We start from the raw sequence: 14,066 nt of genomic DNA, 5'->3' as shown, positions 1-14,066 counted from the left end.
CAGCGCACCCTACGGATGCAGGGAAACACCCGTAGGGTGCGCCACGCGCACCACCACTCAGGCATTCCCGGATTGCATCCGGGCTACGGTTTCATACCAGCTAGCTGGGCCTCGGCGAAGGCCATCAGTTCGGGATAGAAGGCGCGGAAATCCTCGCTGAGCGGCGCGTACAAGCGCTCCAGCTCGGCCAGGCTGCCGTCGAGCAGGTGCGGCCGCGACAGGCGCCGCTGCATGCCGGCAATCACCTGTTCCAGCACCGCGAACTCGCGATAACTGCCCAGCCAATCCTGCGCTGCCATGCGTGGCGCCATCAGCGCCAGGCGCCCCGGCAAGGCCGGCTCGGCGGCCAGCACCCGGTACACCCGATCGGTGAAATGCTCCAGCGGCTGCGCGGCATAGGCGGCCCAGTCGCGGGCCAGGCAATGGTCGAAGAACAGATCCAGCAGCATGCCGGCCATGCGCCGCCGCTCAAGGGGAAAACGCGCCCGCGCACGGGCCTGCAAGGGGTGACTGTCGGTAAAGGCATCGATACGCCGATGCAGACGGATGGCCGCTTCGATGTCCCTCGGCCAACGCCCGTCCAGCGGCCCCTTGACGAAGTCGCCATACAGGCTGCCGAGCAGTTGTGCCCGGGCGTCACCGCCCAGGTGCAGATGAGCCAGATAGTTCATGCGTCGAGCTTACTCGCAGCAGGGCTGGAATCGAAATCGTTGATGACGAGTATCGGAACAAACGATCTGTATATCGCTCAGAGACGATATATGGTTCGCCCCATGACGAAACACGACGAACGCACCATGGATATCGACCTCGACGCCATCATCAAGGCACTCGCCCACCCGGTACGCCGCGACATCCTCGACTGGTTGAAGGAGCCCGAGCGCAACTTCCCCGAGCAGGATCATCCGCTGGAGATCGGCGTGTGCGCCGGCAAGATCTACCAGCGCACCGGGCTGTCGCAGTCCACCGTTTCCGCCCATTTGACGACTCTGCAACGCGCCGGCCTGGTGACCAGCCGCAAGGTCGGTCAGTGGCACTTCTTCAAACGCAACGACGACTTGATCCAGGCCTTCGTCGAGCGTCTCGGCCAGCAACTCTGAACCTGAAGCTACAACCGGAGGATTCACCATGCCTACCCTGTTCGACCCTATTCAGATCGGCGATCTGCAACTGAACAACCGCATCATCATGGCGCCGCTGACCCGCTGCCGCGCCGACGAAGGCCGCGTGCCCAACGCGCTGATGGCCGAGTACTACGTGCAGCGCGCCTCGGCCGGCCTGATCATCAGCGAGGCCACCGCCGTCACGCCGATGGGCGTTGGCTACCCGAATACCCCCGGCATCTGGTCGGACGAGCAGATCCGTGGCTGGAGCAACGTCACCCAGGCCGTGCATGCCAATGGCGGCAAGATCGTCCTGCAGCTCTGGCACGTCGGGCGCATCTCCGACCCCATCTACCTCAACGGTGAACTGCCGGTGGCGCCGAGCGCCATCCAGCCAGCCGGCCACGTCAGCCTGGTGCGCCCGATGAAGGAATTCGTCACCCCGCGCGCGCTGGAAACCGAAGAGATCGCCGAGATCGTCGAGGCCTACCGCCAGGGCGCCGAGAACGCCAAGGCTGCCGGTTTCGACGGCGTGGAAATCCACGGCGCCAACGGCTACCTGCTCGACCAGTTCCTGCAGAGCAGCACCAACCAGCGCACCGACCAATATGGTGGCAGCGTCGAGAACCGCGCTCGTCTGCTGCTGGAGGTCACCGATGCGGCCATCTCGGTCTGGGGTGCCGGCCGCGTCGGCGTGCACCTGGCGCCACGCGCCGATGCCCATGACATGGGCGATGCCAACCGCGCCGAGACCTTCGGCTACGTGGCTCGCGAACTGGGCAAGCGTGGCATCGCCTTCATCTGCGCCCGCGAGAAGGCCGGCGACGACAGCCTGGTACCGCAACTGAAGAAGGAGTTCGGTGGCGTGTTCATCGCCAACGAGCGCTTCACCAAGGATCAGGCCAATGCCTGGCTGGCCGAGGGCAAGGCCGATGCCGTGGCCTTCGGCATCCCCTTCATCGCCAACCCGGATCTGCCGGCACGCCTGGAGCAGGACGCTGCGCTGAACGAGCCGCACCCGGAAACCTTCTATGGTTCCGGCCCGGTCGGCTATATCGACTACCCGCGCCTGTGATGGAACTGACGTAGGGTGCGCTGCGCGCACCAACCGGGCGAGACGAGCAATGTCTGTGCGCCAGCGCCCCCTACGCCTCAGCCTGTGGAAGGGACTTTAGCCGCGCCCCATAAAAGAACGCCCCGCAATGCGGGGCGTTCGTTCATCCGACGTCTGGCTCAGCGCGCGTCGATCTGTTGCTGCAGATTCCGCACCTGGCTCTGCAGGGTGTTGATGTTGCGCGTGACCTGCGCGCGGAAGGCATCGAACTCGGCGGTGTCCGGGCCTGCGTTGGCAGCCGGGCGGTTGTCCAGTTCGCTGCGCAGCACCAGCAGATCCTGCTCCAGGCTGCGAATGGCCTGGCTCTGATCGCCCTGCTTCTTCAGCTTGTCGATATCACCACTGAGGCTCTTGATGCGCGTATCGAGCTTGGCCAGCTCGGCCTGGGTCGCCTTGGCGTCGCTCTGCGCGGCCTTGAGCGCCGCCTGCTCGCTACTCAGGGCCTGCAAGCGCTTGTCCAGTTCGGCGCTGGCACCGACACCGCTCTTGAGTTCCGCGCCCAGTTGCTCGACGCGCTTGTCCAGCGCAGCCTGGGCCGTGGCGCCCTGTTGCTGCTGCTTGTTCAGCTCGGCCAGTTGCCCCTGCAGTTGCTTGACCTGCAGCTTGAGCGCCTCGCTGTCACTGGTGACGTTCGACTCGGTGGCCACCACCTTGCCGGAGATGTCCTGAATACGCCCAGCAGCCTCTTCGCTGATGCGCGCGAAGCTCTCCTGAGTGGCCACCAGACGCTGCTCCATCAGGGTGATCTGTTGCAGGCTCCACCAGCCCAGACCGGCCAGGGCGATGCTCAGCGCGCCAACCAGAGCCCACAGCGGGCCAGTGCTGGCCCCTTTGGCCACCGGAGCCTTGCCGCTGGCGGCACGCAGCGGGCGCGGTGCAGGTTCGTCCACGGGTTCGGCGAATTCCTCACGGCGCTCAGGTGTCAGGCTGGGCAGGTTGTCGAGCTCATCGTTGGCATCGTTGCGCATGGTTGAACCTATGGTTGGAACGGGTAAGGAAATGCCGCGCAGTATACCGATTCGCCATCATGCCTTCAGCGTCGCGCCAAGCAGGTGCGCAACGCACCGACGAAGGGCGCGACACGGCCATCGACCCTGGCTGCAGGCCAGCAGTTCCGCAAAATTTGAACTGGTACGCACTTTGCTTTTTGAGTTGTCGTGAACGCGCCATGGGCGCGTCGCAAACAGCCAGCAGACGGCACGAGAGTTCTGCATTGCACACAGATGCATTCCCAGCCGCTGGACGCCAGGCTGGTTCGGTTACGGAAGGCGACGGACGCCTGCCCCGTGACCCTTCAAGCAAAGGGGGTAGTGGTAATGGAACTGAACAAGGAAATTCTCGACTGCATGAAAACCCTGCGTCGCCGCTTGCGCGAGGAGCAGGCCATCGATATCCGCCTGAGCCAGGTCGATGCGATCAACGCCCTGCTCGACGGCAGCTTGAAATCCACCGACGAAGAAATCCGCAGCCTGGGCCAACGCCTGGCGCAACTCTCCGATCAGCCACAGTACCTGGCGCCCAAGCCCGAACAGGTAGTGCAACTCGTAGCCGACAGCCCCAGCGGTTCGGTACGCATCTATCGCGGCCAGCGTATCTACGCCTGAGCCCGCGTTTGCGCTTGCCACCAGGCGCAGAACTCATCCAGGGCCTGCCACAGGCTCACCTGCGGCTGGTAGTCGAGGTACTCGCGAGCGCGGCCGATGTCGAGGGAAAAATCCCTCGCCATCACCGCCACGCCCAGGCGAAACAGGCTCGGTTCCGGCCTACCGGGTAGCACGCGACAGATACTCTCGTTGATTGCCGCCACGCCGTAGGCCAGGCCGAATGGCAGGTGCCGGGTGACCGGCGGCAGCTCGAGCCGGCGCAGCACGTAATTGACCACGTCCCACAGCGGCACCGGCTCGCCGTTGCTGATGTTGTAGGGTTTGCCCAGCGCGGCGCCCTCGACCCTGAGCGCGCTGAGCAGCGCGGCGTTGAGGTTGTGCACGCTGGTGAAGTCGACCTTGTTCAGGCCATTGCCGATGATTGCCAGGCGCCCCTTGCGCTGCATGGCGATCAGCCGTGGAAAGATGCTGGTGTCCCCCGCCCCGGTGACGAAGCGCGGACGCAGGGCGATCACCTCCAGCCCCTCGCGCTGGGCGGCGAACACCCGTTGCTCGGCCAGGTACTTGGTGCGCCCGTAATGATCGGAGAACCTCCGTGGCAGTTGCTCCTCCCGCACACCGACATGGGCACGCCCGTCGAAATAGATCGACGGCGACGACAGATGCACCAGGCGCCGCACCTTCTGTTTCAGGCAGGCATCGACCACATGCTCGGTGAGCGTGACGTTGCCCCGGTGAAAATACGCGTAGTCGCCCCACACCCCGACTGCGCCGGCGCAATGCACCACGGCCTCGACACCCTCGCACAGGTGCTGCACCAGCTCGGCATCGGCCAGATCGCCCTGGATGAACTCGGCACCCCGGCTGAGCAGATGCTGCACACCCTCGGCACGGCGCCCGTTGACGCGCACCGCGAAGCCCTGCTCCAGAGCGAAGCGAGCGAAACGCCCGCCGATGAAGCCGCTCGCGCCGGTGACCAGAATCTTCATCCGTCCCCCTGTATCTCGTTGTGCCCCTGCCATGCTCAGGCTACCGGCACCAGTGCGCCAGCGCTCGCTCGGCGCAGATGCTCGGTCAAGCCGGCCAGCAACTCACCGCCGTTACGCCAGTGATGCCAGTACAGCGGCACGTCGATGATGTGTCCAGGCAGCAGCTCCACCAGCGCACCGCCGGCCAGCTCCGCCGCCACCTGCAACTGCGGCACCAGCCCCCAGCCCAGGCCGCTTTCGGTCAGGCGCACGAAGCCTTCCGAAGACGGGCACAGGTGGTGGACGAAGCTGCCCGTCACCCCCAGGCTGGCCAGGTAGCGGTGCTGCAACTGATCGTCCGGGCCATAGACGATGGCCGGCGCGCGCGCCAGAGCCTCAGCCGTGACACCGCCTGCAAAGTGCCGAGCGATGAAGGCCGGGCTGGCCACGGCCAGGTAGCGCATCGCCCCCAGTGGCAGGCTGCGCGCCCCCGCCACCGGACGCTCGGCGGCGCACACGCAACCGGCCACCTCGCCAGCACGCATGCGTTTGAGGCCGACTTCCTGATCCTCCACCACCAGCTCCAGCAGCAAACGTTGCTCGGCGCAGAATCCGGCGACCGCCGCTGCCCACCAGGTGGCCAGGCTGTCGGCGTTGAGGGCGATGCGCAAGCGCTCGGGTGCGGCCTGCTCGTCCAGCCCCGGCACCTGCCCCTGCAGGTCGCGTTCGAGCAAGCGCACCTGCTGCACATGGTTGAGCAGGCGCCGGCCTATGTCGGTAGGTGCAGGCGGCGTGGCGCGCACCAGCACCGGCTGGCCGACCCGCGCCTCGAGCAGCTTGATGCGCTGCGACACCGCCGACTGTGACAGCCCCAGCACCTGTGCCGCCCGCTCGAAGCCAGCCTGCTCCACCACCGCCGCCAGCGCGGCCAGAAGCTTGTAGTCGAACAATCGTTTTTCCTAATGAGTCATCAGCAATATTGTTTTTTCTTATACATCCACAGGCAGCAGACTCGCCAGCATTCCGCCTCATCAGGAGCCCGCCATGTCCGGCGAAACCCATCTCGCACGACTGCTGCAAAACATGACGCCGCAGCTCAACCCCGGCCAGTACGTATTCTGCTGCGTCACCGCCGAGCAGGACTGCAGTGCCCTGCAACCCATCGCCAGCCTGCGTGAAGGCGAAGGTCTGAGCCTGGTGCTGGCGCGTGAAGTCGCCGATGCCCATGGCCTGAGTTACGACTACATCGCCGCCTGGATCACCCTGCAGGTGCATTCGTCGCTGGCCGCCGTGGGCCTGACGGCCTCCTTCTCCGCCGCCCTGGCGCAGGCCGGCGTCAGTTGCAATGTGGTTGCCGGCTTCCATCACGACCATATTTTCGTGCCCATCGAGCGCGCCGAACGGGCACTGTCCACCCTGCGCGCCCTATCGGCAGCGTCCATGCCGGAGCCTGTGTGATGTGGCAGAGCTACAGCAACGGCCTGCTGGTGGCCATCGGCCTGATCATGGCCATTGGCGCGCAGAACGCCTTCGTTCTGGCGCAGAGCCTGCGCCGCGAACATCATCTGCCGGTGGCGGCGCTGTGCATTCTCTGCGATGCACTACTGGTGGGCGCGGGCGTGTTCGGCCTGGCCAACCTGCTGGCGCAGAGCCCTACCCTGCTAGCCATCGCCCGATGGGGCGGCGCCGCTTTTCTGCTCTGGTACGGCAGCCAGGCGCTGCTGCGCGCCACACGCCCGCAAGCCTTGCAGGCAACCGAAAGCCAGCCACGCTCACGGCGCGCGGTGCTGCTCGCGGCCCTAGCGGTGACCCTGCTCAACCCGCATGTGTATCTGGATACGGTGCTGCTGATCGGCTCGCTCGGCGCCCAGCAACCAGAGCCCGGCGCCTATGCCGCAGGTGCCGCCAGCGCCTCGTTGCTCTGGTTCAGCGCCCTGGCGCTCGGTGCCGCGTGGCTTGCGCCCTGGCTGGCCCGGCCGCTGACCTGGCGGCTGATCGATCTGGGGGTAGCGGTGATGATGTTCGCCGTGGCAGCGCAGTTGATCTTCGCTGCAGACTAGCCCCTAGCCTTACCTGACCCGCACGAACTCGGCACTGAAGCGCCCACCATCCGGACGGGTAAAGGTCTCGTACATCCGCTCGCCTTCGACTCTGAGCTGCAGCTCCTTCGTCGTGCGTATGCCGCCGATCCAATTGGGGAAGGTGGCGCCCTCAACACGGTTACCGGCAAACCGCCCCTGCTCGTCGACGCTGTAAGTGCCGAAGAAGCCGATGCTCGAAGCCATGGCGCGACGGTTCTCCTCGTCACTACCACCACCGCGTGCATCAGATCGAAAGCGCGGCGTATCACCATCGGTCAACACTTCGACGAAATGCATATCGGGGGTGAATACCAGCATGCCCTGGGGGTTTTCGCCGTATGGGCGCTCGACCCTGCCATTTTCCTTCAGGGTCGCGGAAACCATACGCCACGTGCCCAGCACCTGATTGCCTGCATCGGCCGCACGTTCGCTGGCCGTGGCCGTCAGAGAAAGGATCAGCAAGCCGGCCACCCATGCCGTCCGTGACAGCATGCTGGCTCTGTAAATCAGGCCTGGCCTGGATGAGGTTCGTGCGTTCGGCTCAATCTTCATCGGCAATCTCCTGTGTAGGTCATGCCGAGGGTAAGAGACGGTTGGAGCTATGATAAGACGCACCAATACGAATGACCTCGTGAAGAATATTCACCATATGAGCCACGCCAACCTCTCCGATCTCAAGGCTTTCACCCTGGTCGCCCAGCAGCGCAGCTTCCAGAAGGCCGCCGACTCCCTGGGCATCTCGCGCTCCTCCGTCAGTCATGCGCTCAAGGGGCTAGAGCGACGCCTGGGGGTACGCCTGCTGCACCGCACCACCCGCAGCGTGGCCTTGACGCAAGCCGGGGAGCAGTTGCTACAACACCTGACGCCCCTGCTTCGCGATCTGGACGCAGCACTGGACGCAGTCAGCCATGGCCCCGAGGAACTCGCCGGTACGCTGCGCATCAACGCCAACAAGGGCGGCGCACGCTGGTTGCTCGAACATGTGGTGCCGACCTTCCTGCAGCGCCATCGACATGTGGAGCTCGACCTGGTCAGCGAGGGCAGGCTGGTGGATATCGTCGCCGAGGGCTTCGATGCCGGCGTGCGTCTGGCCGAGTCGGTGCCCAAGGACATGGTGGCCGTGCCCTTCGGCGGTGACGTGCGCTTCGTCACCGTGGCCTCGCCGGCTTACATCGCCACCTTCGGCCGGCCCGCTACGCCTGACGATCTGCGCGCCCACCGTTGCATACGCCAGCGCCTGCCCAGCGGCAAGCGCTATCGCTGGGAGTTCCAGCGAGGCACGCAACAGCTCGCGCTCGACGTACCGGGTGCACTGAGCCTGGACGATAACGACCTGTTGGTCGAAGCGGCCTGCTCCGCTCTGGGGATCGCCTACGTTCCGCAGGCATTTGCCAGCAAGGCACTGAAAGCCGGCAAGCTGACCCTGCTGCTGGAAGACTGGACGCCACCCTCGGCAGGTCTGTGCCTCTACTACTCCTGCTATCGCCATGTTCCCGCGCCTCTGCAGGCCTTCATTGCCGTCATCCGTGAAAACACCTAATCCCGGCGGATGAAGACCCAGGCCTGCTCACTGGCCCGGTCTATTCTGCAAAAGTACGCCGCAATCGCACCAACGCTCGGCACGGGGCACGCCGCTTAGGGTCTGTTGTCGTTTCGCGCATGGTCGCGTCGAAACGACAGGCCTAGTGCAGCCCAACGCGCCTGGGTTGCACCATGCTGTCGCAGCCTGGCGCTGCAGCGGATGGCGCGAAAGTGCCTACTTCACCCACGGGCAAACGACCGGACATGACTAATGCCTTGCCACTCCTCTGCAACCGGCGCTATCAGGCCAACAGATCGGATCAGCCGGACATCCGTCGGGGCGCAGAAAATATTGGTTGCACCTGGTTGCACCTTGCGTATTCTCGGGTTTACTCTCCCGCAGCTTTTGCTGCCGGCCATCCAAGCCGGCAGCCCTTCGGGCCGTCGCAAGCGACATAAAATTGCCCAGGCAATTTTTACCGTGCATAACCTGACAATAAGTAGGACTCCCCCATGGCTACCACCACTCTTGGCGTAAAGCTCGACGATGCCACCCGCGAGCGTTTGAAGAAGGCCGCTGCACAGATCGACCGCACGCCGCACTGGATGATCAAGCAGGCGATCTTCAATTATCTGGAGCAAGTCGAGAGTGGCCTGACGCCCGCCGAGCATGCCGGCCTGGCCGCAGCCGCCGGTGAGGAAGCCCTGGAATCGCTGACCGAACAGGGTCTGCAGGTGTTCCTCGACTTCGCCGAGAGCATCCTCCCGCAGTCGGTGCTGCGCGCCGCCATCACCAGCGCCTACCGCCGCCCGGAAACCGAAGTGGTGCCGATGCTGCTGGAGCAGGCGCGCCTGAGCCCGGAGCAGGCCGAAGCCTCGCAAAAGCTGGCCCTGGGCATTGCCGAGAAGCTGCGCAAGCAGAAGAACGCCAGCGGCCGTCAGGGCCTGGTGCAGGGCCTGCTGCAGGAATTCTCGCTGTCATCGCAGGAAGGCGTGGCGCTGATGTGCCTGGCAGAAGCCCTGCTGCGCATCCCTGACAAGGCCACCCGCGACGCGCTGATCCGTGACAAGATCGCCAACGGCAACTGGAGCCAGCACCTCGGCCAGAGCCCGTCGATGTTCGTCAACGCGGCGAGCTGGGGCCTGCTGATCACCGGCAAGCTGGTGTCCACCCACACCGAGGCCGGCATGACCTCGGCGCTCAACCGCATCATCGGCAAGAGCGGCGAGCCGGTGATCCGCAAGGGCGTGGACATGGCCATGCGCTTGATGGGTGAGCAGTTCGTCACCGGCGAAACCATCGCCGAAGCCCTGGCCAACGTCGCCACCCTGGAAAGCAAAGGCTTCCGCTATTCCTACGACATGCTCGGCGAGGCCGCACTGACCGAGGAAGACGCCAAGCGCTACCTGGCCTCCTACCAGCAGGCCATCCATGCCATCGGCAAGGCCTCCCATGGCCGCGGCATCTACGAAGGCCCGGGCATCTCCATCAAGCTCTCCGCCCTGCACCCGCGCTATAGCCGCGCCCAGTACGAGCGGGTGATGGACGAGCTGTACCCGACTCTGCTGAGCCTGACCCAACTGGCCAAGCAGTACGACATCGGCATCAACATCGACGCCGAGGAAGCCGACCGCCTGGAGCTGTCGCTGGATCTGCTCGAGCGGCTGTGCTTCGAGCCATCGCTGGCCGGCTGGAACGGCATCGGCTTCGTCATCCAGGCCTACCAGAAGCGTTGCCCCTACGTGATCGACTACGTCATCGACCTGGCCAAGCGCAGCCGCCACCGCCTGATGATCCGTCTGGTCAAGGGCGCCTACTGGGACAGCGAGATCAAGCTGGCCCAGGTGAACGGCCTGGAAGGCTACCCGGTGTACACCCGCAAGCCGTACACCGACGTGGCCTACATCGCCTGCGCGCGCAAGCTGCTGGCCGCGCCGGAAGCCATCTACCCGCAGTTCGCCACCCACAACGCCCATTCGCTGTCGGCCATTTACCACCTGGCCGGGCAGAACTACTACCCGGGTCAGTACGAGTTCCAGTGCCTGCACGGCATGGGCGAACCGCTGTACGAGCAGGTGGTGGGCGCGCTCAAGGATGGCAAGCTGAACCGTCCGTGCCGCATCTACGCGCCGGTGGGCAGCCACGAAACCCTGCTGGCCTACCTGGTACGCCGCCTGCTGGAGAACGGCGCCAACACCAGCTTCGTCAACCGCATCGCCGACCACAGCATCTCGCTCAAGGATCTGGTGCTCGACCCGGTCGTGCAGGTCGAGCAGATGGCTGCGCTGGAGGGTGCCATCGGCCTGCCGCATCCGCGCATCCCGCTGCCGCGCGACCTTTATGGTCAGGAGCGGGTCAACTCTTCCGGTCTGGATCTGGCCAACGAACATCGCCTCGGCTCGCTGTCCTCGGCGTTGCTGTCGAGCGTCAACCAGAGCTACCTGGCCGAGCCGATGCTCGGTTGCGAGGGCGCCCATCCGGGCGAGCCGGAGCCGGTGCGCAACCCGGCCGATCACCGCGACCTGGTCGGCCATGTGCGCGAAGCCAGCATTGCCGACGTCGACAGCGCCATCCTCTGCGCCCTGGCCAGCGGGCAGATCTGGCAATCCACCCTGCCGGCCGAGCGCGCCGCCGTGCTGGAACGCGCTGCCGACCTGATGGAAGCCGAGCTGCAACAACTGATGGGCCTGCTGGTGCGCGAATCCGGCAAGACCTTCGCCAATGCCATCGCCGAAGTGCGCGAGGCGGTGGACTTCCTCCGCTATTACGCGATCCAGGCGCGCAGCTTCGGCAACGACAGCCACCGCCCGCTGGGCCCGGTGGTGTGCATCAGCCCGTGGAACTTCCCCCTGGCGATCTTCACCGGCCAGGTCGCCGCCGCACTGGCCGCTGGCAACACCGTGCTGGCCAAGCCGGCCGAGCAGACCCCGCTGATCGCCGCGCAAGGCGTGCGCATCCTCCTCGAAGCCGGCGTTCCCGCTGGCGCCGTGCAACTGCTGCCGGGCCGTGGCGAAACCGTCGGCGCACGCCTGGTGGGTGACGAGCGCGTGCGTGGCGTGATGTTCACCGGTTCCACCGAAGTGGCCGGCATCCTCCAACGCAACATCGCCGGCCGCCTCGACGCCCAGGGCCGCACCATTCCGCTGATCGCCGAAACCGGCGGCCTCAACGCCATGATCGTCGACTCCTCGGCGCTGACCGAGCAAGTGGTGATGGACGTGGTCGCCTCCGCCTTCGACAGCGCCGGCCAGCGTTGCTCGGCGCTGCGCGTGCTGTGCGTGCAGGACGACGTGGCTGACCGCGTGCTGACCATGCTCAAGGGCGCCATGGCCGAATACACCCTCGGCAACCCGGAGCGCCTGAATACCGACATCGGCCCGGTGATCGACGCCGAAGCCAAGGCCGGTATCGAAACCCATATCGCCAAGCTGCGCGAAAAAGGCCGCAAGGTCACCCAACTGGCGCGCGTCAACGCTGACGACATCAAGCGCGGCACCTTCGTCGTACCGACTTTGATCGAGCTGGACAGCTTCGACGAGATGAAGCGCGAGATCTTCGGCCCAGTGCTGCACGTGGTGCGCTACCAGCGCGCGAATCTGGGCAAGTTGCTGCAACAGATCAACGACAGCGGCTACGGCCTGACCCTCGGCGTGCACACCCGTATCGACGAGACCATCGCCCAGGTGGTTGGCACCGCCAAGGTCGGCAACCTGTATGTGAACCGCAACATGGTCGGCGCCGTGGTCGGCGTGCAGCCCTTCGGTGGTGAAGGCCTGTCCGGCACCGGCCCGAAAGCCGGTGGCCCGCTGTACCTCTATCGCCTGCTGTCGACCCGCCCGCAGGAAGCCGTTGCTCAACACCTGCAACAGGCCGAGGTGCAGGCCCTGCCGGTACCGAGCGAGCTGGACAAGGTGCGCAGCGCCTTCGCCGAGTGGGCGAGCAAGCAGGAGCCGGCCATCGCCGCGCTGTTCGAGCAGTACCGCGCGCTGTCGCAGAGCTACAGCAGCCACAGCCTCACCGGCCCCACTGGCGAGCGCAACAGCTACACCCTGCTGCCGCGCGAGCACGTACTGAACCTGGCCGACGAACGCAGCGACCTGCTGGCGCAACTGGCCGCCACCCTGGCCGTCGGCAGCCAGGCGATCTGGCTGGAAAGCCAGCGCGCGCTGTACAGCGAGATGCCGAAAGAGGTGCAGAAGCACGTCAAGTTGGTGGCCGACTGGAAGGGCGTCGACGTGGAGCTGGACGCCATCCTGCACCACGGCGATTCCGACCAGTTGCGCGCGGTCAGCGAGCAGGCGGCGCAACGCAAGGGCGCCATCGTCGGCGTGCACGGTCTGAACAAGGGCGAGACCGATATCCCGCTGGAGCGCCTGCTGGTCGAGCATGCCCTGAGCGTCAATACCGCAGCCGCTGGTGGTAACGCCAGTTTGATGACCATTGGTTAAGCGCCAGGGTCATCAACAAGGACAGTCCGTTTAAAAGGGGAGGATGTTTGGTTGATACCGGACTGGCAAGTTTGTGTGATCTTGTCGTCTTGCGTTGGTGTTCTGGGCGCCGCTTTGGGTGTTTTCAGATATTCCGGGTTTCGCCCCCTCGGGCGACTCACTTTTCTTTGAAGTGCGCAAAGAAAAGTAAGCAAAAGAAACGCACCCCCGCCATCCGGGTCTCGCTGCGCTCGACTCCCCTCACTCCGGCATCGCTCCGGGGGCCGGCTTGCATGGGCCATCCATGGCCCATCAAGCCTCTCGTGGCCGTCCAGGCCACTCGTCCCCCTGCGCAATGCCTACGTTCGGCCTCCTGAAGGGGGCATTCGCGCGCCTGAACGAACGGGCACTCCATAGGTTGCTCGGCGTGTTCTAGTGGTTGTGAAATCTCGAGTTAAACCAAAACTTTCATTCGCTCAGTTTCATGCGTTGAACAGCTTGCCGGCTTTCAGCCGGCATTCAGGTCAGCCATACGGCTGACCTCATGTTCAAGCACTCCACGCTAGTTCTGGGTTACCGCAGTTCCAGGCGCGCGCAGAGCCCGCCCAGGAGGGCGAACGGAATCGTCGTGGAAGAGGTTGAGCGACATGGATGTCGCGAAAGCCACGATGGGCCATGGATGGCCCACCGCGGCGGGCCTCTGGAGCGGCGATGGAGTGAGCGAACCCTGGCGAAGCCAGGGCCGGATGACCGGGCGGAGGGTTTTGGTTACTTTTGCCCGTCAAAAGTGACTCGCCCGGGAGGGCGAAACCAGAGACATCAACAAAAACGCGGCAATTCGGAACAGGCACAAGAACAACTCACACCGTATTGCCAGTCCGGCCTCAAGACTGACTTTCCCGAGATTCCGCGCAGAACCTTTTTAAAGGGACTGTCATGCCGCGGAAAGCTGGCTGAAAGTTTCCCACGGCATGCTGTACCCACATGACGCAACTGCCTGCAGGGGTTACCCGCCCGGCGTCGTGCTCCTTCCTTTGACCTTCGGGTCTGCGCCAGCCTACCCGGCCAGCGCGTCGAGCGGGGCCAACCGCCCCGCCCGCTCCCGCCCCATCGCAAAAAGCCACCATTGCATCCCGGAAATTCAGGGCTATGGTATTGGCACTGACGTACCATACGCCAGCCAGAGCAGCAGTCCTGATGCTTCTCAGGTGCTCGACAACGCCTGCAACCTGGATGTGCGTTGACGA

Annotated in this window: 12 protein-coding genes; 7 read left to right on the top strand and 5 right to left on the bottom strand. The window is 64.9% G+C overall.

The features are described 5' to 3' along the window. Positions 1 to 83 precede the first annotated feature (83 nt). A complete protein-coding gene (locus OU800_RS05540; protein WP_268181832.1) occupies positions 84 to 671 on the bottom strand; it encodes an acyl carrier protein phosphodiesterase in 588 nt (195 codons plus the stop codon). 126 nt (positions 672 to 797) lie between these two features. Here OU800_RS05540 and OU800_RS05535 point away from each other — a divergent pair, with 126 nt between their 5' ends. Both OU800_RS05535 and OU800_RS05530 read left to right on the top strand, forming a co-directional pair. Next, positions 798 to 1,100, top strand: a complete 303-nt coding sequence (locus tag OU800_RS05535; RefSeq protein WP_268184202.1) for an ArsR/SmtB family transcription factor — start codon at positions 798 to 800, stop codon at positions 1,098 to 1,100. A 28-nt stretch (positions 1,101 to 1,128) separates the two neighbouring features. Then, positions 1,129 to 2,178, top strand: coding sequence for an alkene reductase (locus OU800_RS05530; RefSeq protein WP_268181831.1), 1,050 nt, complete (start codon positions 1,129 to 1,131; stop codon positions 2,176 to 2,178). Positions 2,179 to 2,336: 158 nt separating this feature from the next. On the opposite strand, the gene OU800_RS05525 is transcribed toward OU800_RS05530, so the two are convergent. Next, the gene (locus OU800_RS05525; protein ID WP_268181830.1) at positions 2,337 to 3,185 is read right to left on the bottom strand and encodes an ATPase; all 849 of its coding nucleotides are present in this window, start codon (positions 3,183 to 3,185) and stop codon (positions 2,337 to 2,339) included. A 348-nt stretch (positions 3,186 to 3,533) separates the two neighbouring features. Here OU800_RS05525 and OU800_RS05520 point away from each other — a divergent pair, with 348 nt between their 5' ends. After that, complete coding sequence (locus OU800_RS05520) at positions 3,534 to 3,821, top strand: hypothetical protein (RefSeq protein ID WP_268184200.1); 288 nt, start codon at positions 3,534 to 3,536, stop codon at positions 3,819 to 3,821. Here OU800_RS05520 and OU800_RS05515 read toward each other — a convergent pair. Next, on the bottom strand, positions 3,812 to 4,810 hold the full coding sequence (locus tag OU800_RS05515) for an NAD-dependent epimerase/dehydratase family protein (protein ID WP_268181829.1): 999 nt from the start codon (positions 4,808 to 4,810) through the stop codon (positions 3,812 to 3,814). The two genes, OU800_RS05520 and OU800_RS05515, sit on opposite strands and share 10 nt — an antisense overlap. Before the next feature lie 35 nt (positions 4,811 to 4,845). Then, positions 4,846 to 5,739, bottom strand: coding sequence for a LysR family transcriptional regulator ArgP (locus tag OU800_RS05510; protein WP_268181828.1), 894 nt, complete (start codon positions 5,737 to 5,739; stop codon positions 4,846 to 4,848). A 94-nt stretch (positions 5,740 to 5,833) separates the two neighbouring features. On the opposite strand from OU800_RS05510, the gene OU800_RS05505 reads away from it, so the two are divergent. Together OU800_RS05505 and OU800_RS05500 are read left to right on the top strand one after the other, a co-directional pair. After that, complete coding sequence (locus OU800_RS05505) at positions 5,834 to 6,247, top strand: ACT domain-containing protein (protein WP_268181826.1); 414 nt, start codon at positions 5,834 to 5,836, stop codon at positions 6,245 to 6,247. Next, positions 6,247 to 6,849, top strand: a complete 603-nt coding sequence (locus tag OU800_RS05500) for a LysE/ArgO family amino acid transporter (RefSeq protein WP_268181824.1) — start codon at positions 6,247 to 6,249, stop codon at positions 6,847 to 6,849. The genes OU800_RS05505 and OU800_RS05500 overlap by 1 nt, the downstream gene beginning before the upstream one ends. Positions 6,850 to 6,858: 9 nt before the next feature. Here the strand turns inward: OU800_RS05500 and OU800_RS05495 are convergent, their stop codons facing one another. Further along, a complete protein-coding gene (locus OU800_RS05495; RefSeq protein WP_268181822.1) occupies positions 6,859 to 7,422 on the bottom strand; it encodes a lipocalin-like domain-containing protein in 564 nt (187 codons plus the stop codon). A gap of 79 nt (positions 7,423 to 7,501) precedes the next feature. On the opposite strand from OU800_RS05495, the gene OU800_RS05490 reads away from it, so the two are divergent. Both OU800_RS05490 and putA read left to right on the top strand, forming a co-directional pair. Further along, positions 7,502 to 8,410 (top strand): LysR family transcriptional regulator, encoded by a 909-nt coding sequence (locus OU800_RS05490; RefSeq protein ID WP_268181820.1) that lies wholly within the window; start codon positions 7,502 to 7,504, stop codon positions 8,408 to 8,410. Between the two features lie 494 nt (positions 8,411 to 8,904). Beyond that, positions 8,905 to 12,840: a trifunctional transcriptional regulator/proline dehydrogenase/L-glutamate gamma-semialdehyde dehydrogenase gene (gene putA, locus OU800_RS05485; protein ID WP_268181818.1), complete on the top strand. Its 3,936-nt coding sequence runs from the start codon at positions 8,905 to 8,907 to the stop codon at positions 12,838 to 12,840. The last annotated feature ends 1,226 nt before the right edge of the window (positions 12,841 to 14,066 follow it).

It is taken from the genome of Pseudomonas sp. GOM7 (assembly GCF_026723825.1).
GTDB lineage: Bacteria > Pseudomonadota > Gammaproteobacteria > Pseudomonadales > Pseudomonadaceae > Aquipseudomonas.
This window is presented reverse-complemented; position numbering and strand designations above follow the sequence as displayed.

What these genes read in the sequence shown, in the direction of transcription:
- OU800_RS05540 (WP_268181832.1), bottom strand. Translation starts at nt 671, where the DNA reads ATGAACTATCTGGCTCATCTGCACCTGGGCGGTGACGCCCGGGCACAA.
- OU800_RS05535 (WP_268184202.1), top strand. Translation starts at nt 798, where the DNA reads ATGGATATCGACCTCGACGCCATCATCAAGGCACTCGCCCACCCGGTA.
- OU800_RS05530 (WP_268181831.1), top strand. Translation starts at nt 1,129, where the DNA reads ATGCCTACCCTGTTCGACCCTATTCAGATCGGCGATCTGCAACTGAAC.
- OU800_RS05525 (WP_268181830.1), bottom strand. Translation starts at nt 3,185, where the DNA reads ATGCGCAACGATGCCAACGATGAGCTCGACAACCTGCCCAGCCTGACA.
- OU800_RS05520 (WP_268184200.1), top strand. Translation starts at nt 3,534, where the DNA reads ATGGAACTGAACAAGGAAATTCTCGACTGCATGAAAACCCTGCGTCGC.
- OU800_RS05515 (WP_268181829.1), bottom strand. Translation starts at nt 4,810, where the DNA reads ATGAAGATTCTGGTCACCGGCGCGAGCGGCTTCATCGGCGGGCGTTTC.
- OU800_RS05505 (WP_268181826.1), top strand. Translation starts at nt 5,834, where the DNA reads ATGTCCGGCGAAACCCATCTCGCACGACTGCTGCAAAACATGACGCCG.
- OU800_RS05500 (WP_268181824.1), top strand. Translation starts at nt 6,247, where the DNA reads ATGTGGCAGAGCTACAGCAACGGCCTGCTGGTGGCCATCGGCCTGATC.
- OU800_RS05495 (WP_268181822.1), bottom strand. Translation starts at nt 7,422, where the DNA reads ATGAAGATTGAGCCGAACGCACGAACCTCATCCAGGCCAGGCCTGATT.
- putA (WP_268181818.1), top strand. Translation starts at nt 8,905, where the DNA reads ATGGCTACCACCACTCTTGGCGTAAAGCTCGACGATGCCACCCGCGAG.